Source organism: Candidatus Merdisoma sp. HCP28S3_D10, from assembly GCF_052065835.1.
Lineage (GTDB): Bacteria > Bacillota > Clostridia > Lachnospirales > Lachnospiraceae > Laedolimicola.
Map to the genome: position 1 here is coordinate 346,144 of NZ_JBQHTG010000002.1, position 22,228 is coordinate 368,371.

A 22,228-nucleotide genomic window follows, 5' to 3' on the forward strand; every position below is an offset into this window, starting at 1 on the left:
GGAATCCCATGCATCGGATTTTCCCAAAAGAAGGCTTGCAGGATGGAATTCCTTTGCGTATAATGAAATTCGGGTAAAAACCCTGACGGAACATTTTGACAGAAAAGAAGGAGAGATCAGGATGAAAAAATACTGGCTGGCCATACTGCTGGGCGCCTCGGTTCTGGCAGCAGGCTGTAAGAGTAATACGGATACAAAGAATACAGCAGAAACAACGGATGCAGCAGACTCCGGGGAAACGACCGATACAACGGACGCAGGCGCATTGTCTGACGCCGGAAAAAGCGCTTACCGTTCTGTGCTGGAGGATATCTATTATAATCAGCAGTTCCCCAATGGACTGGAGCTGGATTATGATGGAGCAGATATGTCCCAGAATCAGTTCGGCGTCTGCGATGTGGACGGGGACGGACGGGAGGAGCTGGTGATTTCCTATGTTACTGCCTCCGAGGCAGGCCATGCCTTTCTGGTTTATGATTTTGTGGAAGCCCTGGGCGCGGTGCGGGAGGAGTTCGCAGAATTCCCCGCAGTGACCTTCTATGACAATGGTATCGTCCGGGCAGACTGGTCCCACAATCCCAGTACCGCAGCGGACAGCGAATTCTGGCCCTTTACCCTGTATGTGTATGGCGAGGACGAGGATTCCTACGTGGAAATCGGTTCGGTCTATGAGGGAAATGAAAAAGGCGTCTATTACCAGACCCTGGCCGGTGAGGACGAGCTTGAGATCGACGAAACTGTATTGGAGGACTGGCTTTCTTTCTGTATCCAGGATTCCAAGGAACTATCCATTCCTATGGAAAGTCTGGCGGAAGAACATATCAAAGCATTGAGATAAGGAGAAATCAGAATGCGAAAGGTACCGGAAAAGGGCGATTACGGATATATTGACGCCCATAAAAAAGCACAGATTTTAAAGACTTTTATCTTTTTTCTGCTGCCGGCTGTTATATTTATCATTGGTTATGTGACCGCCAAAAGCCGGATGAACCTGTTTACGGTGGTGGCCGTGGTAGGCTGCCTTCCGGCCTGCAAGGAACTGGTCAATGTGATCATGTTCTGGAAACGCCATTCCCTTCCGCGGGAGCTGTATGAAGAGATGGAACAGCATATGGCGGGCATGGAGCATGCTTACGAGCTGGTGCTGACCACCTACGATAAAAATTATCCGGTTCACAGCCTGGTAATCCGCGGCAATGAGGTGGCCGGCTATACCACCTTAAAGGACACAGATCTGAAGCCTCTGGAGACCCATATCACAAAGGTACTGAAGGAAAACCGGCTTTCCGGCGTGCATGTCCATATTTTCCCGGATCTGAAAACCTATCTGGACCGGGCTGACGCGCTGGCTAAAAGGGAGCCGGAGGAGATCCCGTTTACGCCGGACGAGCGTTACCCTTACCTGAACCGGGAGCAGCTGATCCGGGGACTGATCCTTGCGCTTTCCCTGTAAAACCATGAGAAAGGAACGAACGCCATGCGTCTTCTGACCGTAGGAGAAAATGAAGCCGGACAGCGGCTGGACAAGCTGCTGGCTAAATATATGGATAAGGCTCCGGCCAGCTTTTTTTATAAAATGCTGCGGAAAAAGAATATCACCCTGAACGGAAAGCGGGCAGAGGGGAAGGAGCGGCTGAAGGCCGGGGACGAGATCCGGCTGTTTCTGGCAGACGAAACGATCGACGGCTTTTCCGGTATGGCAGGAAAAACAGGAAAAGAAACAACCCCGCAAACGGGAAGCGGTCTTAAGAAAAAGCTGCCCGCGAAGCTTCGACCGGAAATCCTTTACGAGGATAAACATGTCATTTTCTTCAATAAACCGGCAGGTCTGTTGTCCCAGAAGGCAAAGCCCTCGGACGTCTCCCTGGTAGAATACCTGACGGAGCACCTGTTAGAAAGCGGAGAGGCCACCCGGTCAAGTCTGCGCAGCTTCCGTCCTGGTATCTGTAACCGCCTTGACCGGAATACCAGCGGGCTGGTGGCGGCGGGCAAGAGCCTTCGGGGACTTCAGGAACTGAATGAACTGTTCCGCGCCCGCAATCTCCATAAATATTACCGGACCATTGCAGTGGGCAATATCCGGGAAAAGCAGCGTATAGAAGGCTGGCTTCTGAAAAACGAACGGACCAACCAGGTACAGATTTATCAGCAGAAGAGAGCGGACGCCCTGCCTATCTGTACGGAATATGTGCCGCTAAAACAGCTGACTTACAACGGGAAGCCTTATACCTATCTGGAGATCAATCTGATTACCGGCCGTTCCCATCAGATCCGCGCCCATCTGGCCAGCAGCGGACATCCCCTCATCGGCGACGCCAAATACGGCAATCCGAAGGTGAACGCGGAATTCCGGAAAAATTTTGGCCTGGAATATCAGCTTCTTCATGCTTACCGGCTGGAACTGCCGGAGCTTACCGGAGTTCTTTCCAATCTTTCGGGACAGCAGTATATTGCGCCGCTTCCCAAAGAGTTTATGAACGTTTTGAACCGTGGCGAGTAAAAACAGCCACGGTTTTTCGTTGTTTTACACAAAACATTTTCAAAAAATTCATATAGATTTCACAAAAATTTAAGAAACACTTGCAATCAAAAAAGAAGTGTGGTAAGGTATTACCAGATTGAGAGACAATTACATAGTGGTTTCACATACGACGTGTTACTGGTCATGCAGGCAAGATCGGGTGAAAATGAAGAAGATAGAAAAAGAGTGCGGATATATGATATCTGTATCCGGATTTTCTGTTGGACGTTCATTTCACTGGATCTTTTTTTGTGTGTGAAATCAGGCATAACAAGTCTTTCGATATCCCTTTCAACATCTAACATTAAAAAAGGAGAGAGAAGAATGGATTACAACAAAATTGCCCAGGACATTCTTGATAATGTGGGCGGCAAAGCCAATGTAAAACAGGTGACACACTGCTTCACCCGTCTGCGCTTCATCCTGAAGGATGAAAGCCTTGCAAAGAAAGAAATTGTAGAGCATCTGGAGGGCGTTATTTCCGTCGTTGTTTCCGGCGGACAGTTCCAGGTTGTATGCGGCGCAAAGGTTACCAAGATTTATGACGCAACCGTAGCGATCTTAGGAGACGCCGTAGCAGGCGGTTCTGTAGACGAGCAGGTTCCGGATCAGAAGCAGCCTCTGGGCAACCTGATTCTGCAGAAGATTACTGAGATCTTCACACCGCTGGTACCGGCTATCGCGGCAGCAGGTCTGATTAAGGGTCTTCTGGCAGCATTTGCCAAGGTGCCGGGCTTCGATACAACCAATAGCACCTACATCATCATGAACACCGCTTCCAATGTTATTTTCTACTTCATGCCGGTTTTCCTTGCTTACACCGCATCCAAGGCACTGAAGTGCAGTTCTGTTGTAGCTATGATGCTGGGCGGCTTTATCTGCCATCCGACCATCGATGCCCTGGTTCAGGATGTAGCTACCAAGTCCACCATCTTCGGCCTTCCGGTTATCAAGATGGCGTTTACCGTAGGAGAGTCCAGTAAGGTATTCGCGTATACCGAGTCCGTTATCCCGATTCTGCTGGGCGTGATTGTACTGTATTTCCTGGAGAAATTCTTAAAGAAGGTAATTCCGGAAATTCTGCAGCTGATCCTGGTACCGGGTCTGTCCCTGATTATCATGGTACCGGTTATGCTGACTGTTGTAGGACCGGTTGGTATCTACGTTGGTTATATTATTCAGTTCCTTTACAATGCGCTGTATGGCTTCAGCCCGGTACTGGGCGGTATCATCGTCGGCGGTCTGTGGGGCGTATGCGTTATTTTCGGCGCGCACAGAGCTCTGCTTCCGATTGGTCTGAATGACGTAGCCCTGACAGGAACCAACACCCTGATGTGCTTCGCAGGCTCCGCAAACTTCTCCCAGGCAGGCGCAGCTCTGGGCGTTATGCTGAAAACCAAGAGCAAGGATTTAAAGCAGGTAGCAGCTTCCGCTTCCCTGTCCGCATGGCTGGTAGGTATCACAGAGCCGGCTATCTATGGCTGTAACCTTCGTCTGAAGAAGCCGATGGTATGTGCAGTAATCGCCGGAGCTCTCGGCGGTGGTATCATGGGTATCGGACACGCAGTCAACACAGGCTTTGCAAACAACGGTATCCTGACCATCATGTCCTACTATGGCGAGGGTACAAGCCTGGGCCAGTTCGCAGCTTACTTAATCGGTATCGCGGTAGCGTTCTTTGGCGGCGCAATCCTTACCTATATCGTAGGCTTTGAAGATGTAGACGCAGCTCCCGCAGGAGCAGCAGCGCTGGAGTCCGATCTGACTATGCCGGCAGCTCCGAGCCACACAGGCGAGACCGTGGAAATCACTTCTCCGGTAGAGGGAAAGGCTTACCCGTTAAATGAGGTGCAGGACGAGGTATTCGCTTCTGAGGCTCTGGGAAAAGGAATCGCGGTTCTTCCGACCAAGGGAGAGGTAGTAGCACCGGCTGACTGTACCGTATCTGTTCTGTATCCGACCCTTCACGCTATGGGCCTGAAGCTTGCAGACGGCACCGAACTTCTGATTCACATCGGTATGGACACCGTAGCAATGAACGGTGAGGGCTTTACCAAGCATGTAAATGAGGGAGACCAGATCAAGAAAGGCACCCCGATCGTATCCTTTGACATTGACAAGATTAAGGCAGCAGGCTATGATACTACTGTAAGCGTCATCGTTTCCAATACGGCTGATTTCGCAGAGGTAACAGGAGTTCCGGCCGAGAAGGCTGACCTTACCAAGGTTGTTATCAAAGCTGTAAAATAATAAGTCCTAAAACATCCGCCGGGCGGAAGTCTCTATGCTTCTGCCTGGCTTTTACAACTTTTTAAAGGAGCCAAAATTATGACAAATTTTCCTGAAAATTTCCTCTGGGGCGCTTCCTCCTCTGCCTTTCAGATCGAAGGCGGCTGGGACGAAGACGGCAAAGGCATGACCGTAGCAGACTATAATTCCTTCAAACGTTCCGATAAGCAGGCTGACAGCAAGGTGGCCAGTGATTTCTATCACCACTGGAAGGAAGACATCGACCTGATGAAGGAGATGGGTATGAAGGCATACCGTTTCTCCCTCTCCTGGGCCCGCATTATTCCGGACGGAGACGGAGAGATCAACCAGAAGGGCATCGATTTCTATAACCGTGTGATCAACTACCTGCTTGAGCAGGGCATTCAGCCCCTCGTAACCCTGTATCATTTTGACCTGCCTTACGCGCTGGTTGAAAAATACAATGGCTGGGAGTGCCGGGACTGCGCCTTTGCCTTTGAGCGTTACGCCCGTGTCTGCTACCAGGCCTTCGGAGACCGTGTAAAATACTGGCAGATGATCAATGAGCAGAACCTGATGATCCGCGTCAACAACCGTATGAATATCTATACCGAGGACGACTGGGAAGCCGATCGTATGCGTGCTCAGATGGATTATCACATGTTCCTGGGCCATGCGCTGGCAGTCAATGCCTGCCATGAGCTGGTAGAAGGCGGAAAGGCTGCTCCGGCTGTATCCTCCACCTGTACCTATCCGCTGACCAACAAGCCGGAGGACGTATGGGCTGCCAAAATGAACGACTGGCTGAAGACCAACTACTGCCTGGAGATGCACATCAACGGCGAGTATCCGGGTTACTATATGCGCTATCTGAAGGAGCGCAATATTGTTCCGAAGATGGAAGAGGGCGACGCAGAGATTCTGAAGTCCGCAAAAATTGACTATATCGCCCTGAACTATTACCGGACTCTGTGCGCAAGCTATCTGCCTGCGGACGAGGAGCATCCGGTGGGATCCAGAGTCTTTCGCGGCAACGAGGTAGACTTTGACCAGTACGGCTACTGCCGGGACGAGAAAAACGAGAACCTGAAGGCCAGCGAATATGGTGCTCAGATTGATCCCATGGGTCTTCGGATTGTGCTGAATGAGTATTATCGCAGATACCATCTGCCGCTGATTATCACCGAGAACGGTCTCGGTATGGCGGACGAGCTGACCGAGGACGGACGCGTGCATGACGATTACCGGATCGACTATCTGCGCGGCCATATTCAGGCTATTTCCGACGCTATCGATGATGGTGTGGAAATGATGGGCTACTGCCCCTGGTCTGTAATGGATCTTTTAAGCTCCCATCAGGGCTTCCGGAAGCGTTACGGCTTTATCTACATCAACCGTGACGATTTCAACCTGAAGGATCTGGGAAGAATCAAGAAGGACAGCTTCTACTGGTATCAGAATGTAATTAAGACAAACGGGGAGAATCTGTAATACCATGCGTGTCATTAAGGTGTTGAACAATTCGCTGGTGCTTGCGCTAGACAACGCGGGCCAGGAGTCTATTCTCATGGGAAAGGGAATCGGCTTTCACAAGTCCATAGGATATGAGTTTCAGGAAAACGAGATTGAAAAGGTCTTTGTTCTCAAGGACAAGGAGATCTCCCGAAACATCATCCGTCTGGCGGCAGAGACAGACAGCGTCTTCTTTGAGCTGGCCAAGGCGGTGATTGATTATGCCATTGAACAGTTCGATATGAAGCTGATGGATCATATCTATCTGTCCCTGACGGATCATCTGTCCTTTGCGGCCAGACGGGTACGGGAAGGCATTGTTCTGCAGAATTTTTACACGCTGGAAATGAAAAAATTCAATCCCCAGGAGTTTCAGGTGGGGGAATATGCCGTAAACCTGATGCGGGAACGGCTGGATCTTGAGATTCCTGCCGATGAAGCGGGCAACATCGCCTTTCACTTTATCAACGCCCAGTTTAATCACCTCTATAACAGTCAGAACCTGCTGATTTCCCGGACGCTAGACGCAGTGCTGGATATTGTAAAATATGCCTTTGGGATTACTTACAACGAAGACAGTACTTCGTATTCCAGGTATGTGACCCATGTACGGCTGTTTGCCCAGCGGCTTGTAAGCCGCAATCAGCTTCCCGACGAAAAGAACAGTCTGCTCTATGAGCAGATCCACTCCAGCTGCCAAAAAGAATTTGAGTGTGTGGAAAAGATCCAGATTTATGTGATGGAGCAGTTTCGCCAGAAGCTGTCCAGCCAGGAAAAAATGTATCTTGCCCTGCATATTCACCGGGTGCTGGCCGAGAACTGACTGAAACCAGAGAACACAGGATATCGAAGGACCGTGACAGAGAAATGTGGAACTATCTCTACATTTCCCTGCACGGTCCTTTTTATGAAAATCTCCTTGTAAAACGGCCGGATTTTCCATATAATGAATCATGTCAGCAGACAAGGCTTATCTGCCGCGGCATAACAGAAAAGCGAGGAATCCTATGGCAACCTGGAATTCCAGAGGCCTCCGCGGATCGACCCTGGAGGATCTCATCAACCGGACCAATGAAAAATACAGGGAGCAGGGACTGGCACTGATTCAGAAGGTACCGACGCCCATTACTCCCATGAAAATCGATAAAGAGCACCGTCATATTACCCTGGCTTATTTTGACCAGAAGAGTACCGTGGACTACATCGGGGCGGTTCAGGGAATCCCTGTCTGCTTCGACGCCAAGGAATGTGATACAGATACCTTTCCCCTGCAGAATATCCACGCGCACCAGGTGGAATTTATGGGCGATTTTGAGCGCCAGGAAGGCGTGGCGTTCCTGATTATTCTTTTTGCAAAGCGAAATGAACTCTATTTTCTTCCGTATAAAAAGATGAAAGAATTCTGGGAGCGGGCTGAGAAAGGCGGGCGCAAAAGCTTCCGGCATGATGAGCTCGATCCGGCATTTGTGCTCAAGCCCCATGGAGGCTATCTGGTTCCTTATCTGGACGGAATCCAGAAAGTAATTGACGAACAGGAATAAACACTTTATAATGGTAAATCAATAAAGTGTTTGAGGAGGCAAAAAATACGATGAAAAATCAGAATCCGCTGTTACATACCCCGGAGGGCGTCCGGGATATCTACGGAAATGAATTTGTACAGAAATTTGAGTTACAGCAGCTCCTATACCGGGTGCTTTCCGGCTGCGGGTATCAGGGCATTGAAACGCCTACCTTTGAGTTCTTCGATGTATTTTCCCGGGAAGTCGGTACGGTTCCGTCCCGGGAGCTTTATAAATTCTTTGATAAAGAGGGCAATACGCTGGTGCTCCGGCCGGATATGACTCCTTCCATCGCCCGGGCAGTATCCAAATATTTTCATGATGAAACGCCCATCCGACTCTGCTACATGGGCAATACCTTTATCAACTATGACAAATATCAGGGACGTCTGAAGGAAACCACCCAGATGGGCGCCGAGCTTATGGGAGACGGCAGCGTCGCTTCCGATGTGGAGCTGATTTCCGTACTGATCAAAGCACTGCAGGAGGCAGGCCTGAAGGAATTCCAGGTCAGCATCGGACAGGTGGAATTCTTTAAGGCATTGCTTCGGGAGGCTGGAATCGGAAGCACGGCAGAGGAAAGCCTGCGCAGACTGATTTCCGATAAGAACCGCTTCGGCGCCGAGGAGCTTTTAAGCAGCTTTGAAATGTCAGAGAGCCTGCGCTCCACCTTTCTGGAGATGGCCACCCTGACCGGAGGGGAGGACGCGCTTCGGAAGGCCAGAGATCTGACGGACAATGAGGACGCATTGAAGGCCCTGAAGCGTCTGGAAGAAATTTACATTGGTTTGAAGGAAAAGGGCTGTGAAAAGTACGTAACCTTTGACCTGAGCATGCTGAGCAAATATAATTATTATACAGGTATCATTTTCCATGCTTATTCCTATGGCTACGGAGAGCCCATCGCCAAGGGAGGCCGCTATGATAACCTGTTGTCCCATTTCGGAAGGGAGCTTCCGGCTGTCGGCTTCGCCATCGTGGTGGATCAGCTGCAGCGGGCCCTCCGGATTGAAGCCGAAAAGAAAGAAAGCGCGGCGGAAAATGGAAAGCGTTATCTGACCTTTGCCCTGACTAAGGGACGCCTGGCACGGAAAACCCTGGAGCTTCTGGAAAAGGTGGGAATCACCTGCCAGGAGATGAAGGATCCGGACAGCCGGAAGCTGATCTTTGTCAACGAGGATCTGGGACTTAAATTCTTCCTGGCCAAGGGCCCGGACGTTCCTACTTATGTGGAATACGGAGCGGCGGACATCGGCGTAGTCGGCAAGGACACGCTGGTGGAGGAAGGCCGGAAAATGTACGAGGTGCTGGATCTGGGCTTCGGAAAATGCCGCATGTGTGTATGCGGACCGGAGTCTGCCAGAGAGAAGCTGGCCCATCAGGAGCAGATCCGCGTAGCAACCAAGTACCCGGATATCGCAAAGGATTATTTTTACAATCAAAAGCATCAGACCGTAGAGATTATCAAGCTGAACGGCTCCATCGAGCTGGCTCCGCTGGTTGGGCTGTCTGATGTCATCGTGGATATTGTGGAGACAGGCTCCACGCTCCGCGAAAACGGCCTGGGCGTGCTGGAGGAGGTTATGCCTCTGTCTGCGCGCATGGTGGTCAATCAGGTGAGCATGAAGATGGAAGCAGAGCGGATTACCGAACTGATTCAGAATCTGAGGGCTGCACTGTAACACGGAGGAAGTATGCAGCAAAAAAGACTGGACTATCTGGATATGGCAAAGGGGATCGGAATTTTTCTTGTAATTCTGGGTCATATCGAATATATACAGGAGGATACCCTGAAATGGATTTCTTCCTTTCATATGCCCCTGTTTTTTATCGTAGGCGGAATTCTGGCGGGGCTGAAGCAAAAGGAGAAACGTTCCGTCCAGGCGGCGGTAAAAAGCCGGGTCAGAGGCGTCCTGGTGCCATATCTGTCCTTTTCCCTGATGCTGCTGACCATGAATACCCTGACCTGCCATCTGACGCCGGATAAGCTTTCCGGCGCTGCCCTTGCAAGGCAGTACGTGGACACCTTTACCGGCTACGGCGTGCATATTTTATGGTTTTTGCCGGCCTATTTTATTGCGGGCGCAGTCTTTTCCCTGCTGGACGGAAAGCTCAGTATCCGGAAGCGCAATCTTTGCATCCTGATACTAGCCGGGATCTCCTACGAGATCTCCGTAAGCCTGGGTCTTGATCAATATGTGCTCTGGGAGGGAAGCCTCCGGACTTTTTTGGGCATGGATCTTCTGATTACCCTGATCCGCGGACTGTTGGCCCTGCCATTCCTGCTGATGGGCTGGTATCTTAAGGATCTGCCCGGCGGCTGGCCGGTTCTCTGCCTTATTCCCGGAAGTCTCCTGGCTCTGAAGGCGCCGGTTTTTGATCTGCATTATCTGTATGTGCATCCGGTACACTATCTGAACGCGTTTTTATGCTGTACCGGTATCATCAGTCTGGTCAAAATGCTCCCGGTAAGCCGGGTCTTGTCCTGGCTTGGACGGAATTCTCTTGTGATTATGTGTACACACGCCACATTTTTCGTGGTATACTATGTTTCATTAGGAATGTTTTTTTTGAAAAAATGGATACCAATGTCCCAGCCTGTCTTTAATCTGGGCGTTGCAATACTGGTCTGCGCCGCGGAAGTTCCCATTGTCTTTCTCTTTAACCGCTGGTTCAGATATCTGCTTGGGAGGTCAAAATGAAGGTTATAGCATTAGATGAAAACAGCAAACAGAACCTGTTAGATGAACTGTTGAAAAGAAGTCCCAATCATTACGGTGAATTTACCGAACGGGTAAACGCTATTATCGAAGATGTAAAAAAGAATAAAGATACCGCTTTATTTTCCTATACGGAGCGCTTTGACGGCGCGCAGCTTGACGCCTCCACGATCCGCGTCACAAAGGAGGAGATAGAAGAGGCCTACCATCAGGTGGATCCGAAGCTTCTGGATGTTATCAAAAAGGCCCTGGTCAATATCCGTACCTACCATGAGAAGCAGCGGCGGTACAGCTGGTTTGACAGTAAGCCTGACGGAACGCTGCTGGGTCAGAAAATCGGCCCCATCGCTTCCTGCGGCGTCTATGTGCCGGGAGGCAAGGCAGTTTATCCCTCCTCGGTTCTGATGAATGTGGTTCCTGCCAAGGTGGCAGGTGTAGACCGCATTGTTATGACCACGCCGCCCGGAAAGGACGGTAAGATATCTCCGAATACTCTGGTAGCTGCCTGCGAAGCGGGCGTAGACGAGATCTACAAGGTAGGCGGAGCACAGGCAATCGCGGCCCTGGCCTTTGGCACGGAGAGTGTGCCGAAGGTGGATAAAATCGTAGGCCCCGGCAATATCTATGTAGCCCTGGCAAAAAAAGCCGTTTACGGCTATGTGAGCATTGATTCCATCGCCGGTCCCAGCGAGATTCTGGTGCTGGCTGACGAGACGGCCAATCCCCGCTATGTGGCAGCCGATCTTTTGTCCCAGGCGGAGCATGATGAGATGGCTTCCGCGATTCTGGTCACTACAAGCAGGACGCTGGCGGAGCAGGTACAGGCAGAAATCAAGGGCTTTGTACAGAAGCTTTCCAGAAAAGAGATCCTGGAGAAATCGCTGGAGCATTACGGCTATATCCTGATTGCGGAGAACCTGGAGGCTGCCATTGACGCAGCCAATGAGATTGCCAGCGAGCATCTGGAGATTGTGACAAAGGACCCCTTCCAGGTGATGACCAAAATCCGGAATGCAGGCGCGATTTTCATCGGAGAGAATTCCAGCGAACCCCTGGGGGACTATTTCGCGGGACCGAACCATATCCTGCCCACCAACGGAACAGCCCGGTTCTTCTCTCCCTTAAGCGTGGACGACTTTGTAAAGAAATCCAGCATTGTCTATTATTCCAGAGAGGCTCTGGAAGCGGTGCACGAGGATATCGAGACCTTTGCCAAAGCGGAACAGCTGACCGCACACGCCAATTCCATCGCTGTACGCTTTGAGAAAAAGGAGGGCTGACATGGAACGGATAGCAAGTCTTTCACGGAAAACGAAGGAAACGGATATCGCGATTACCCTGAACCTGGATGGCAGCGGCAAAGGGGATATCTCCACCGGAATCGGCTTCTTCGATCATATGCTGAACGGCTTTTCCCGGCACGGACTCTTTGATCTGACCTGTCAGGTGAAGGGGGATCTGGAGGTGGACTGCCATCACACCATCGAGGATACCGGCATTGTGCTGGGACAGGCGATCCGGGAGGCAGTGGGAGATAAGAAGGGCATTGTCCGCTACGGCACCTGTATCCTTCCCATGGACGAAGCCCTGGTGCTCTGCTCCCTGGATTTATCCGGCCGTCCCTATTATGTGTCTGACGCAGAGTTCCCGACAGAAAAAGTAGGAGAAATGGACACCCAGATGGTGAAGGAGTTTTTCTACGCCATTTCCTATAGCGCCGGTATGAACCTGCATTTCAAAATGCTTTCCGGCAGCAACAGCCATCACATGATTGAGGGCATGTTTAAGGCCTTTGCCAAGGCTCTTGATATGGCGACCACACAGGATCCGAGAATTACAGACGTATTATCTACGAAAGGAAGTCTTTGATATGAGTGAAAAGAATACAGCAGTAATCCGGCTTCTGGCCGGAAAGGTGCAGGGCGAGGGCGCTGATATGGATGCCGCTGTCCTTGCAAGATATTACAGCGACAATGGGGCGGACGAGCTTCTGATCTTTGATCTGTCCGATACGGATACGGATCACGATCTGTCCATCGGTGTCCTGAAAGAAATCTGCCGCGCTGCTGAGGTTCCGGTAAAGGCCGGAGGCAGAATCCGGCGGCTGGAGGACGTGAAGAAAATCCTCTATGCCGGCTGTGAAAAGGCTATCTTAAATTATGGACGTCAGGAAAATATCGATCTGACAGAAGAAGCCTCCACCCGCTTCGGAAAAGAAAAGATTGCGGCCTGCGTGGACAGCTCTGACGTAGTCAGCGCCCCGGCGGCTCTGATTGAGGAATACGTAAGCGAGCTGATCTATCTGAACGAGCTGACGCCCTTTGTGGAAAAACATAGTCCCTTAAGCTGCAATATGGAATGGTCCGAGTTCAAGCTGGGACCGGACGGTCTGGTTCCGGTGGTGGTGCAGGACTACCGCACCGACGAAGTTCTGATGGTGGCTTATATGAATGAGGAGGCCTTTCATCAGACGATTGAAACCGGTAAAATGACTTACTGGAGCAGAAGCCGTCAAGAGCTCTGGGTAAAGGGAATGACCAGCGGCCACTACCAGTATGTGAAGGAGCTGGTGGTAGACTGCGACTGCGACACCATACTGGCAAAGGTATCCCAGACCGGAGCAGCCTGCCATACAGGCAGCAAGTCCTGTTTCTTCCATGAAATCGCGAAAACCGATTATAAAAATACCAATCCCTTAAAGGTATTTGAAGATGTATATCAGGTGATTGCGGATCGGAAGGTACATCCGAAGGAAGGCTCTTACACCAATTACCTCTTCGACAAGGGAATCGACAAGATTCTGAAGAAGGTGGGAGAGGAAGCCACCGAGCTTGTCATCGCCGCTAAGAATCCGGATCCGGAGGAGATCAAATACGAGATGTCCGATCTGCTGTATCACGCCATGGTTCTGATGGTAGAGCGGGGCGTGACCTGGGAGGATATCACTGCGGAGCTTGCCAACCGGTAGGCAAAAATAGTTCTGATTCCGAAACACCGCTCATATGGTATTAGTGATTTTAGTTCTGCATAAGGCGGTATTTCTATGAAAAAAACAGAAAGACAGGGCGGACAGTACCGTTCACTTCTTCTGGAGCAACGGGGACAAATCCCGGCACAGGAGGAACCGACCGGACGAATCTGGTTGCGGATTCGCTTTTATGTCTGTCTCTGTCTTTTTGCGGCGTATGTGCTATTGGACTATAGCAATACGAATATCGCTTCCTGGAACAGCGAACGGATCTGTCGGGAGGTGGAGCGGGATTACACCGAACAGCTGAATTTGGATCTGGAACAGGTTCTGAGCCGGGCAGCGTCCACCATACGGATTTCCGGTTCCTGAGGCAGTGTCCTTAGACAGGGCAGGGATTTTCTATACTTTAGATTGTATACAGGATTTTAACGAATGAAAGAATCTTTTCGATTTGCATTTTTGAAAACAATTCCGGTTATGCTGGGATATTTATTTCTGGGACTGGCCTTCGGTCTGCTCCTGCAGGAGGCCGGTTACAGCTTCTGGTGGGCGTTTCTGATCAGCACCATTGTCTATGCCGGTTCCATCCAGTTCGTGCTGGTAAGCTTCCTAACCGCCGGGACAAGTCTTCCCGTGGTGGCTGTAATGACCTTACTTATCAACAGCCGCCACGCTTTTTATGGCCTGACCTTCATCGAAAAATTCAAGGCCATGAAATCCAGGCCCTATATGATTTTCTCCATGACGGACGAGACCTATTCCCTGTTGTGCTCTCTGAAGGTTCCGGAAGGAATGGACGAAAAGGACGTGATGTTTTTCATTTCCCTGCTGGATCAGATCTACTGGATCACCGGTTCCGTGGTGGGCGCAGCTCTGGGACAGGTTCTGCCCCTCGATATGACCGGCATTGATTTTGCCATGACGGCGCTCTTTGTAACCATCTTTGTGGATCAATGGAGAGAAGCGAAGAGCCATCTGCCCGCAGTCATCGGTCTTATCAGCTCGGTGATCTGCCTTCTGATCTTCGGCGGCAGCAATTTTATCCTGCCTTCCCTGATTATTACGGTGACAATTCTCATGGCATTGCAAAAAAGACTGGAAGGAAAGGTGGAAAATACATGACAGAAACGCAAGCATTTGTTATAATTCTGGTGACGGCTGTCTGCACATTGATCACCCGGCTCGTTCCTTTCGTACTTTTTGGAGGAAAAAAGGAGATGCCGAAAGCGGTCAACTATCTGGGCGCGATTCTGCCCCCGGCAATCATGGCAACCCTGGTGGTCTATTGCCTGAAGGGCGCAGATCTCTTTTCCGCCACACACGGCATCCCGGAGTTTGCGGCCACGCTTCTGACGGCGCTTTTACATGCCTGGAAGCGGAACGTGCTTTTAAGCATTGCGGCAGGAACCTTCTGCTATATGCTCTTAGTGCAGCTAGTCTTCTAAAATAATGGATTTAAAGTAGGAAAGACATGAATTTTAATCATTTAAAACAGAACAAAAAGAACCTTTTTCTGGCAGCGGCAGTCCTGTGGCTGCTTGTTTGCGTATTTGTGACACCGGTGTTTACGACCGTGACTCTGACCTTCGAAAGCGATCCTCACGGTGAAGTAGTGACGACTGTCTTTGCTGGTCCCGGGGCGAATATAACTGCCCGGGACGACCATCACCGGGTGGTGGTGAATGGCGTGGCACGGATTTTCTATGGCGATATCCAGTATGGCAGTCACTGCTCCCTGAAACGGATTGATCCATTGGATCAGCATTATTCCACCGGAGAACCGCTGACCATTACGGAGCTTACCGTAAAGAAAAATGGCATTCAGACTGTGGCGCTTACCGGAGACGAGCTGCGGACTTATTTTACAGTGAATGGTGATTTGGAACTGATAGGAGAGGAAGGCTTTACCTTCCGGGTAACCGGGGAAGATTCCCAGTTGCTTCCAACGGAGGCATTTCAGACCTTGTACGCACAGACACCCTTCGCTGTACGCCTTCTGGGCGCGCTTGGCAGCGGAATTTTGCTTGTGCTGGCTGTTTTACTGGTACGCTGGTTTGCACGGACGATTGCCGGACAAAGTCTCTTTTTTAAACTGACCTCCTGCGTGCTGTTCGGCGGACTTTTTGCGGCTACTCTGATGACGGTTTTTACCGGCTTCTGGAATCCCTTTTACCTGAATCCGGACGAATACCATACCCTGTCGGCGGTAAATTATTATTTTTCCCATTTTATGCCGCCAGATATGCGGGATCCGGAAATCATTGATTCCTACGCTATCTATGGCACTACCAGACACAGTGAGTGGACGGTGTTCTATTTTTTGACTGCGAAAATTGGCCAGTTTTTCTCAGATCCGATTATCCGGGTACGTTTTTTTACGACAGTGACCTTCTGCGTCATGGCAGGGATCGCACTGAAAAATTTAAAAAAGAACTGGGCGCTTTTGGCCATGCTACTTCTGACACCCCAGGTATGGTATTTGTTTTCCTACTGTACTTCAGATTCCCTGGACTTCTTCGTAAGCTTCCTGTGTATGTATCAGGTCATGAAAAAGGACAGTATGCTGAACCGGGTGCTGGACGGACCCTTTTGTAAAAAGCAACTGCTTCCTATGGCGCTTCTGGGTTTGCTGTTTGTGCAGCCGCTGTGGGGCAAACCTACCTTTTACGTGGTGCTCATCTTCATTTTCCTGGTGCTGCTGATCCGGTTGTTCTATACGCCGCTGGAGAAGCGGAAGATATTGCTCTGGAAGTATCTGGGTATCGTGGGCTTTACCCTGGGAATTTTCCTGGTACGCTATCTGATTACAGATTTTCCATACTATGGCCTGTTCGATAAATACCGGGTCTATATGGATATGATGGAACAGACGGCGTTGCCCGAATACAAGCTTTCCACGCCGGCACTGGAGAGAGCGTATTCCATGAGTTTTATGGAAAAGGGCGTTACCCTGGGAGAGCTTCTGACCGGCTTTGATTTCAATAAAAATCTGTTCCGCACCTTTGCGGGCTTCTTCGGCTCTTACGCATTCGGCGCACGGGACTGGTATTATACTGCTATGGCGGTTCTGTATCTGACGATGATCGGCTATCTGCTGATTCGTGCGTTCCGGAAGAAGGACTCCCGGACCTGGTGGGAGATTGGCGCGGCGGCTGTAGCCATGCTCATTCAGTACGCGCTGATTGTATACAATGCCTGGGTGGTGGACTTCCAGCCCCAGGGACGATACCTGCTTCCGATTCTGTTCTATGTGGCCTATCTGATTCATCGGGCGGACTGCGAAGGGAAGAGTAAAGTGCTGCGGATATTACTGTGTCTGACCTGTCTCTTATCCCTGTATAGCTTCTATCGTGTGGGGATCCCGAACCTGGTGTCGGTACACGGAATACAGGCGTAACCGAAAATATACGGATATGCCTTGATACAGGTGGATAAAGGAGAAACATACATTATGAACTGGATGAAAGACAAACGAACCTGGATTCTGATCGGTTTTTACGGAGTCCTGGCGATTCTTTTTCATATGTTCTGGCTGAAGCTAGGCGGCGGGGACGATTATTACTTTATGACCTGCCTTGATGATACAAGCTTCGGCGCATTCATGGTGAAGCGCTGGTATGGCTGGTCCTCCCGGCTTGTGATCGAGGGCGTGCTGGTGCTGGTACTGCAGCAGCCCATCTGGATCTGGAAGGTGCTGGATATTCTGGTGTCGGTGCTGATTGCGTGGCTGTTGTGCGGATTTTTCTGTAGCGGCTATGGCAAACATGGAAGTGGCAGCAGTATCCTGACTGACAAAAACACTTTGTCTGGGACTCGGACAGCTGTTCCGCTTACATCCCTGATTCTGTTCCTCTGCCTCCTCCTTTCCTATGATTTTACGGAAATGGATTCGGCGGGCTATATGACTACCACGATCAATTACTGGTGGCCTCTGGCAGCTCTTCTGGTGGCTGCGCTGCCCCTGTATCTCTGGTATCAGGACGGTGCCTGCAAGAAAGGCTGCTATGTGCTCGGCACTCTGGCTGCCATTTTCGCCATCAACCAGGAACAGATCTGCGCCATGGCCCTATTGGCCTGCCTGTATCTGCTTATTACAGATAAACTACGGGGCCGGAAGATGAATCCCTATCTGTACCTGCTGCTGACCCTGTCCATATTTTTTGCCGTCTGCGTCGTCATCTGCCCCGGCAATGCGGCACGCAAGGCCTCTAACATTGATTTCTGGTTCCCGGCCTACGCCGGTTTCAGCCTGGTTCAGAAAATACTGCTTGGCTGGTACAGCCTGTTAAAGACACTGTATCAGGATCTGAATCTGCCGTATCTTCTGATGACCATGATTCTTCTGGCTGCCGTATGGAAGAAGCAGCGGAGTCTCCCGGCGCGTGTAATCGCAGCGATTCCGCTGCTTTCGAACTTGGGGCTTTTGGGCGTCCTGCTCTTTGGAAAATACCGGGAGTACCCCTGGGTACACCTGATTCTCCATGTATTTGACTTTGATCAGCCTGTGGTATATTATCAGGGAATCCTGCCGGATTCTGTGCGGATCCTGCTGCTTGTATACACGCTCTGCTGCATCTGTGTAGTAATTTCCCTGTTCCTCATCTGGGGCAGGACAAAACGTTCCATGAACACGCTGGCACTCCTCGTCATTGCCTCCGCCTCCAAGATCAGTATGGGCTTGTCGCCTACGGTCTGGGCCTCTTCGGAGCGCACCAGTATTTTCCTGGATTTCGGATTTATTCTGTTGGGAATGCTGGCGGTACGGGAGCTGGAACGGGCGGCGGAAACACCAGGAACACAGGCCGACAACAGCCTGTAAAATATAAGAAATCAGAGAGGTATTTATGAAAAGGTTAGCTCTATCAGATGAAATTTTATTAAAAATAGATAAACCGGCCCGGTATCTTGGAAACGAGATCAACGCGGTAATGAAAGACCGGAACGCAGTGGACGTCCGTTTTGCCATGTGCTTTCCGGACGTCTACGAGATCGGCATGTCCCATTTAGGAATCCAGATCCTGTACGATATGTTCAATCAGCGGGAGGACGTCTGGTGTGAACGCGTCTATTCTCCCTGGACCGATCTGGATAAAATCATGCGGGAGCAGAACATTCCCCTGTTCGCGCTGGAATCCCAGGATCCTATCCGGGAAATGGATTTTCTCGGAATGACTCTCCAGTACGAAATGGCATACACGAATGTTTTGCAGATTCTGGATCTGAGCCAGATCCCTCTTTACGCAAAGGACCGTACCTGGGACGACCCCATTGTCATCGGAGGCGGCCCCTGTGCTACCAACCCGGAGCCCCTGGCCGATTTCTTCGACCTCTTTTACATCGGTGAAGGAGAAACCTCCTATTTTGCCCTTCTGGACGCGTTCAAGGCCTCCAAAGCGGCAGGGGAGAGCCGCGTACAGTTTCTGGAGCGTGCGGCGGAGATTCCGGGGATCTATGTGCCCGCGTTCTACGATGTGACGTATAACGAGGACGGAACCCTTGCGTCCATGGAGCCCAACAATCCCCATGCGCCCGCAAAGGTTCAAAAGCAGGTAGTTACAGATCTGACCCATACCTTTTATCCGAAGAAGCCGCTGGTTCCATTTATTAAGGTCACCCAGGATCGTGTAGTGCTGGAAATTCAGCGTGGCTGCATCCGTGGCTGCCGCTTCTGTCAGGCCGGTATGCTGTACCGTCCTATCCGGGAGCGCTCTCTGGAGATGCTTACAGAGGCTGCAACCGAAATGCTCCGAAATACCGGACACGAGGAGATCTCCTTAAGCTCCTTAAGCTCCAGTGATTACAGTCATTTACCGGAGCTGGTAAATTTCCTCATCGACACCTTTGGAAATAAAGGCGTCAATATTTCCCTGCCGTCCCTTCGCATTGACGCCTTTTCCCTAGACGTCATGAGCAAGGTACAGGATATCCGCAAGAGCAGCCTGACCTTTGCGCCGGAGGCCGGTTCCCAGCGTCTCCGGGACGTGATCAACAAGGGACTGACCGAGGAAATCATTCTGGAAGGAGCCGGGCAGGCCTTCGAGGGCGGCTGGCAGAAGGTGAAGCTTTACTTTATGCTGGGACAGCCCACAGAGACGGTAGAAGATGAGAAGGCTATCGCGTGGCTGGCTGAAAAGATCGCGAAACGATACTACGAAATTCCCAAGGATAAGCGGAATGGCAAATGTCAGATTACCGTCAGCACCTCCTTCTTTGTGCCGAAACCCTTTACGCCCTTCCAGTGGGCGCGCATGTGTACCAAGGAGGAATTCCTGGATAAGGCATATATCGTCAACAGCGAAATCAAGGCCCAGCTCAATAAAAAGAGTATCAAATATAACTGGCATGAGGCGGACGTAACGGTGCTGGAGGGAATCCTGGCCCGGGGCGACCGGCGGGTGGGAGCTTCCCTGCTTGCGGCCTACCGCAAGGGCTGTCTCTTCGATTCCTGGAGCGAATGCTTCGACAACACGCTCTGGCTGGAAGCCTTTGAAGAGACCGGTCTGGATATTCCGTTCTACACGACACGTCATCGCGATGAAAACGAGCTGTTCCCCTGGGACTTTATCGACATCGGCGTTACCAAAAAATTTCTGCTGCGGGAGTGGAAGCGCGCTCACGAAGAGACTGTGACGCCCAACTGCCGTCAGCAGTGCCAGGGCTGCGGCGCAGGCAGCTATCACGCAGGCTGCTGTCCCACAGCGGCGATGGTTACAGGAGGTGAAAACGCATGAAAATCCGCATTAAATTCCGTAAATACGGTATCATGAAATTTATCGGCCATCTGGATATCATGCGCTATTTCCAGAAGGCCATGCGCCGGGCAGATATCGATATCTGTTATTCCGCAGGCTTCAGCCCCCATATGATCATGTCCTTCGCCTCTCCCTTAGGCGTAGGCCTCACCAGTGACGGCGAGTACCTGGACATTGAGATTGGAAATGAACTGTCCTCCGAAGCGGCAGTCAAGCGGCTGAACGGGGTTATGGCTGAGGGCGTGGAGGTTCTTTCCTTCCGGAGGATCCCCGAGGAAAAGTCCTCCAACGCCATGTCCCTGGTGGCGGCTGCCGATTACGAGGTTCGTTTCCGGGAAAACAGCCTGCCTGAGGGCTGCGTCTTTGGAAATGGCCTGGAGGAAAAATGGGCGGCGTTCTGCGCACAGGAACAGATTCTGGTCACCAAAAAGACGAAAAAGGGAGCGCGGGAGCTGGATTTGAAGCCCCTGATTTACGAGGCCCGTTGTCAGGAGGATTCTATTTTTCTGCAACTTTCTGCCGGCAGTGCGGAGAATGTAAAGCCGGAGCTGGTATTGGAGGCTTTTGCGGCTTATGCCGGCTTTATTCTTCCGGAATTTGCCCTTCAGCTTCACCGGAAGGAGCTGTACGCGAATCTGGCGGCTGAGGGAGAACCCCGCAGACTGGTATCACTGGAAGAGCTGGGAGAAGAATTTTAATGGAACCGACAGAGCTTATCAAGGAGCAGACAGCAAACGGTACTTTTTTAGTTTCCACCCTTTCGGTCAGAGGAACGGAGCGTACCGTTTACGCTTTCTATGAAAATGGATCCGCGGCCGAGCTTTCCTGCCTACCCTCCGGCGGCAGCTCTATCCTGGGCAATATCTATGTGGGCAAGGTAAAAAACATTGCCGCCAACATCAACGCCGCTTTTATCGAGATAGGGGATGGGCAGCTCTGTTATTACGCCCTGGACGCCGGGGAAACGCCTGCTTTTACTACGCCGAAGAAAAAGAAGGAGCTGGCAGCCGGAGACGAGCTTCTGGTCCAGGTGAGCCGGGAGGCCGTGAAAACGAAAGCTCCTACCGTCAGCGGAAACCTGAATTTCGCAGGAAAATACCTGGTTCTCACCAGCGGGAAACGGCATCTGGGACTTTCCTCCAAACTGGCGCCTGCCGAAAGAGAACGGCTCCGGGCGATTGCGGAGCCCTTTCTGGGCGATGATTTCGGTATCATCGTCCGTACCAATGCGGCCGGAATTTCCGAAGAAGATTTACGCCAGGAGCTGAAAGAGCTGACAGAAACCTACCGCCGCACCGTAGAAACCGGTCGGAACCAGACTTGTTTTTCCCTTGTATACAGAGACCCCCCCGCCTACACTGCCAGACTGCGGGGACTGCGGACCGACAGCTATGATAAGATTCTGACGGATCGGCCGGAGATATACGAAGAGCTCCGGGATTACCTGACGCTCCACCAGCCGGAGGATTTGCCAAAGCTTGAGCTTTATGAAAAAACAGCCCCTTCCCTGGATAGCGTCTATGGGCTCTCCAAAGCCCTGGAGGACGCCCTGAAGGAGCGGGTATGGCTCAAATCCGGCGGCTATCTGGTTATCCAGCCTACGGAGGCCCTGACCGTCATAGACGTGAATACCGGCAAATACACAGGTAAAAAGAAAAAATCAGACACCTTTTTGAAAATCAATCTGGAGGCAGCCCGGGAAGCAGCCCGTCAGCTGCGTCTCCGGAATTTGTCCGGCATTATCGTAGCGGACTTTATCGACATGGATCGGGAGGAGGATAACCGAACGTTACTGTCTGTGCTTGCCTCTGAATTAAAACGGGATCCGGTTAAAACCACACTGGTGGATATGACGCCTCTGGGACTGGTGGAAATCACCCGGAAAAAGGTCCAGAAAACGCTGGCAGAGCAAGTTCAGGAGTAAAAAACATATTAAAAAA

The 22,228-nt window shown here is 51.1% G+C and carries 20 protein-coding genes and 1 pseudogene; all 21 read left to right on the forward strand.

The features are described from left to right. The first annotated feature begins 121 nt into the window (after positions 1–121). On the forward strand, positions 122–838 hold the full coding sequence (locus ACTNCH_RS06785; protein WP_441017118.1) for a hypothetical protein: 717 nt from the start codon (positions 122–124) through the stop codon (positions 836–838). A 12-nt stretch (positions 839–850) separates the two neighbouring features. Continuing rightward, positions 851–1,453, forward strand: a complete 603-nt coding sequence (locus ACTNCH_RS06790; protein ID WP_441017121.1) for a hypothetical protein — start codon at positions 851–853, stop codon at positions 1,451–1,453. A gap of 24 nt (positions 1,454–1,477) precedes the next feature. Beyond that, positions 1,478–2,500, forward strand: coding sequence for an RluA family pseudouridine synthase (locus ACTNCH_RS06795; RefSeq protein WP_441017124.1), 1,023 nt, complete (start codon positions 1,478–1,480; stop codon positions 2,498–2,500). A 345-nt stretch (positions 2,501–2,845) separates the two neighbouring features. Beyond that, the gene (locus tag ACTNCH_RS06800) at positions 2,846–4,771 is read left to right on the forward strand and encodes a beta-glucoside-specific PTS transporter subunit IIABC (RefSeq protein ID WP_441017127.1); all 1,926 of its coding nucleotides are present in this window, start codon (positions 2,846–2,848) and stop codon (positions 4,769–4,771) included. Between the two features lie 78 nt (positions 4,772–4,849). Then, a complete protein-coding gene (locus ACTNCH_RS06805; protein ID WP_441017130.1) occupies positions 4,850–6,262 on the forward strand; it encodes a glycoside hydrolase family 1 protein in 1,413 nt (470 codons plus the stop codon). Between the two features lie 4 nt (positions 6,263–6,266). Continuing rightward, positions 6,267–7,106, forward strand: coding sequence for a PRD domain-containing protein (locus ACTNCH_RS06810; RefSeq protein ID WP_441017133.1), 840 nt, complete (start codon positions 6,267–6,269; stop codon positions 7,104–7,106). A 184-nt stretch (positions 7,107–7,290) separates the two neighbouring features. Continuing rightward, positions 7,291–7,824 carry a Holliday junction resolvase RecU gene (locus ACTNCH_RS06815; protein WP_441017136.1) on the forward strand — a complete coding sequence of 178 codons (534 nt, stop codon included), beginning with the start codon at positions 7,291–7,293 and terminating at the stop codon, positions 7,822–7,824. Between the two features lie 50 nt (positions 7,825–7,874). Then, positions 7,875–8,837, forward strand: a pseudogene (gene hisZ, locus ACTNCH_RS06820) (ATP phosphoribosyltransferase regulatory subunit); the annotation flags it as partial. 15 nt (positions 8,838–8,852) lie between these two features. Next, on the forward strand, positions 8,853–9,527 hold the full coding sequence (hisG, locus tag ACTNCH_RS06825) for an ATP phosphoribosyltransferase (RefSeq protein ID WP_441017824.1): 675 nt from the start codon (positions 8,853–8,855) through the stop codon (positions 9,525–9,527). A 12-nt stretch (positions 9,528–9,539) separates the two neighbouring features. Continuing rightward, complete coding sequence (locus ACTNCH_RS06830; protein ID WP_441017139.1) at positions 9,540–10,547, forward strand: acyltransferase family protein; 1,008 nt, start codon at positions 9,540–9,542, stop codon at positions 10,545–10,547. Next, a complete protein-coding gene (hisD, locus tag ACTNCH_RS06835; RefSeq protein WP_441017142.1) occupies positions 10,544–11,845 on the forward strand; it encodes a histidinol dehydrogenase in 1,302 nt (433 codons plus the stop codon). The genes ACTNCH_RS06830 and hisD overlap by 4 nt, the downstream gene beginning before the upstream one ends. 1 nt (position 11,846) lies before the next feature. Continuing rightward, positions 11,847–12,434 (forward strand): imidazoleglycerol-phosphate dehydratase HisB, encoded by a 588-nt coding sequence (gene hisB / locus ACTNCH_RS06840; RefSeq protein ID WP_441017145.1) that lies wholly within the window; start codon positions 11,847–11,849, stop codon positions 12,432–12,434. A 1-nt stretch (position 12,435) separates the two neighbouring features. After that, on the forward strand, positions 12,436–13,533 hold the full coding sequence (hisIE, locus tag ACTNCH_RS06845) for a bifunctional phosphoribosyl-AMP cyclohydrolase/phosphoribosyl-ATP diphosphatase HisIE (RefSeq protein WP_441017148.1): 1,098 nt from the start codon (positions 12,436–12,438) through the stop codon (positions 13,531–13,533). A gap of 75 nt (positions 13,534–13,608) precedes the next feature. Further along, on the forward strand, positions 13,609–13,905 hold the full coding sequence (locus tag ACTNCH_RS06850) for a hypothetical protein (RefSeq protein ID WP_441017151.1): 297 nt from the start codon (positions 13,609–13,611) through the stop codon (positions 13,903–13,905). 63 nt (positions 13,906–13,968) lie between these two features. After that, positions 13,969–14,658 carry an AzlC family ABC transporter permease gene (locus tag ACTNCH_RS06855; RefSeq protein ID WP_441017154.1) on the forward strand — a complete coding sequence of 230 codons (690 nt, stop codon included), beginning with the start codon at positions 13,969–13,971 and terminating at the stop codon, positions 14,656–14,658. Next, positions 14,655–14,981: a branched-chain amino acid transporter permease gene (locus tag ACTNCH_RS06860; protein ID WP_441017157.1), complete on the forward strand. Its 327-nt coding sequence runs from the start codon at positions 14,655–14,657 to the stop codon at positions 14,979–14,981. Before ACTNCH_RS06855 ends, ACTNCH_RS06860 begins: the two co-directional genes overlap by 4 nt. Before the next feature lie 26 nt (positions 14,982–15,007). After that, complete coding sequence (locus ACTNCH_RS06865) at positions 15,008–16,933, forward strand: hypothetical protein (protein WP_441017160.1); 1,926 nt, start codon at positions 15,008–15,010, stop codon at positions 16,931–16,933. Between the two features lie 54 nt (positions 16,934–16,987). After that, on the forward strand, positions 16,988–18,355 hold the full coding sequence (locus ACTNCH_RS06870; protein ID WP_441017163.1) for a hypothetical protein: 1,368 nt from the start codon (positions 16,988–16,990) through the stop codon (positions 18,353–18,355). A gap of 25 nt (positions 18,356–18,380) precedes the next feature. Continuing rightward, a complete protein-coding gene (locus ACTNCH_RS06875; protein WP_441017166.1) occupies positions 18,381–20,267 on the forward strand; it encodes a TIGR03960 family B12-binding radical SAM protein in 1,887 nt (628 codons plus the stop codon). Further along, positions 20,264–20,986: a TIGR03936 family radical SAM-associated protein gene (locus ACTNCH_RS06880; protein ID WP_441017169.1), complete on the forward strand. Its 723-nt coding sequence runs from the start codon at positions 20,264–20,266 to the stop codon at positions 20,984–20,986. Before ACTNCH_RS06875 ends, ACTNCH_RS06880 begins: the two co-directional genes overlap by 4 nt. Beyond that, a complete protein-coding gene (locus ACTNCH_RS06885) occupies positions 20,986–22,212 on the forward strand; it encodes a ribonuclease E/G (protein WP_441017172.1) in 1,227 nt (408 codons plus the stop codon). The genes ACTNCH_RS06880 and ACTNCH_RS06885 overlap by 1 nt, the downstream gene beginning before the upstream one ends. The last annotated feature ends 16 nt before the right edge of the window (positions 22,213–22,228 follow it).

Coding starts and splice junctions, on each gene's coding strand:
- ACTNCH_RS06785 (WP_441017118.1), top strand. CDS start 122: ATGAAAAAATACTGGCTGGCCATACTGCTGGGCGCCTCGGTTCTGGCA.
- ACTNCH_RS06790 (WP_441017121.1), top strand. CDS start 851: ATGCGAAAGGTACCGGAAAAGGGCGATTACGGATATATTGACGCCCAT.
- hisIE (WP_441017148.1), top strand. CDS start 12,436: ATGAGTGAAAAGAATACAGCAGTAATCCGGCTTCTGGCCGGAAAGGTG.
- ACTNCH_RS06870 (WP_441017163.1), top strand. CDS start 16,988: ATGAACTGGATGAAAGACAAACGAACCTGGATTCTGATCGGTTTTTAC.
- ACTNCH_RS06875 (WP_441017166.1), top strand. CDS start 18,381: ATGAAAAGGTTAGCTCTATCAGATGAAATTTTATTAAAAATAGATAAA.
- ACTNCH_RS06855 (WP_441017154.1), top strand. CDS start 13,969: ATGAAAGAATCTTTTCGATTTGCATTTTTGAAAACAATTCCGGTTATG.
- ACTNCH_RS06865 (WP_441017160.1), top strand. CDS start 15,008: ATGAATTTTAATCATTTAAAACAGAACAAAAAGAACCTTTTTCTGGCA.
- ACTNCH_RS06815 (WP_441017136.1), top strand. CDS start 7,291: ATGGCAACCTGGAATTCCAGAGGCCTCCGCGGATCGACCCTGGAGGAT.
- ACTNCH_RS06805 (WP_441017130.1), top strand. CDS start 4,850: ATGACAAATTTTCCTGAAAATTTCCTCTGGGGCGCTTCCTCCTCTGCC.
- hisD (WP_441017142.1), top strand. CDS start 10,544: ATGAAGGTTATAGCATTAGATGAAAACAGCAAACAGAACCTGTTAGAT.
- ACTNCH_RS06800 (WP_441017127.1), top strand. CDS start 2,846: ATGGATTACAACAAAATTGCCCAGGACATTCTTGATAATGTGGGCGGC.
- ACTNCH_RS06860 (WP_441017157.1), top strand. CDS start 14,655: ATGACAGAAACGCAAGCATTTGTTATAATTCTGGTGACGGCTGTCTGC.
- ACTNCH_RS06830 (WP_441017139.1), top strand. CDS start 9,540: ATGCAGCAAAAAAGACTGGACTATCTGGATATGGCAAAGGGGATCGGA.
- hisB (WP_441017145.1), top strand. CDS start 11,847: ATGGAACGGATAGCAAGTCTTTCACGGAAAACGAAGGAAACGGATATC.
- ACTNCH_RS06880 (WP_441017169.1), top strand. CDS start 20,264: ATGAAAATCCGCATTAAATTCCGTAAATACGGTATCATGAAATTTATC.
- ACTNCH_RS06850 (WP_441017151.1), top strand. CDS start 13,609: ATGAAAAAAACAGAAAGACAGGGCGGACAGTACCGTTCACTTCTTCTG.
- ACTNCH_RS06885 (WP_441017172.1), top strand. CDS start 20,986: ATGGAACCGACAGAGCTTATCAAGGAGCAGACAGCAAACGGTACTTTT.
- ACTNCH_RS06795 (WP_441017124.1), top strand. CDS start 1,478: ATGCGTCTTCTGACCGTAGGAGAAAATGAAGCCGGACAGCGGCTGGAC.
- ACTNCH_RS06810 (WP_441017133.1), top strand. CDS start 6,267: ATGCGTGTCATTAAGGTGTTGAACAATTCGCTGGTGCTTGCGCTAGAC.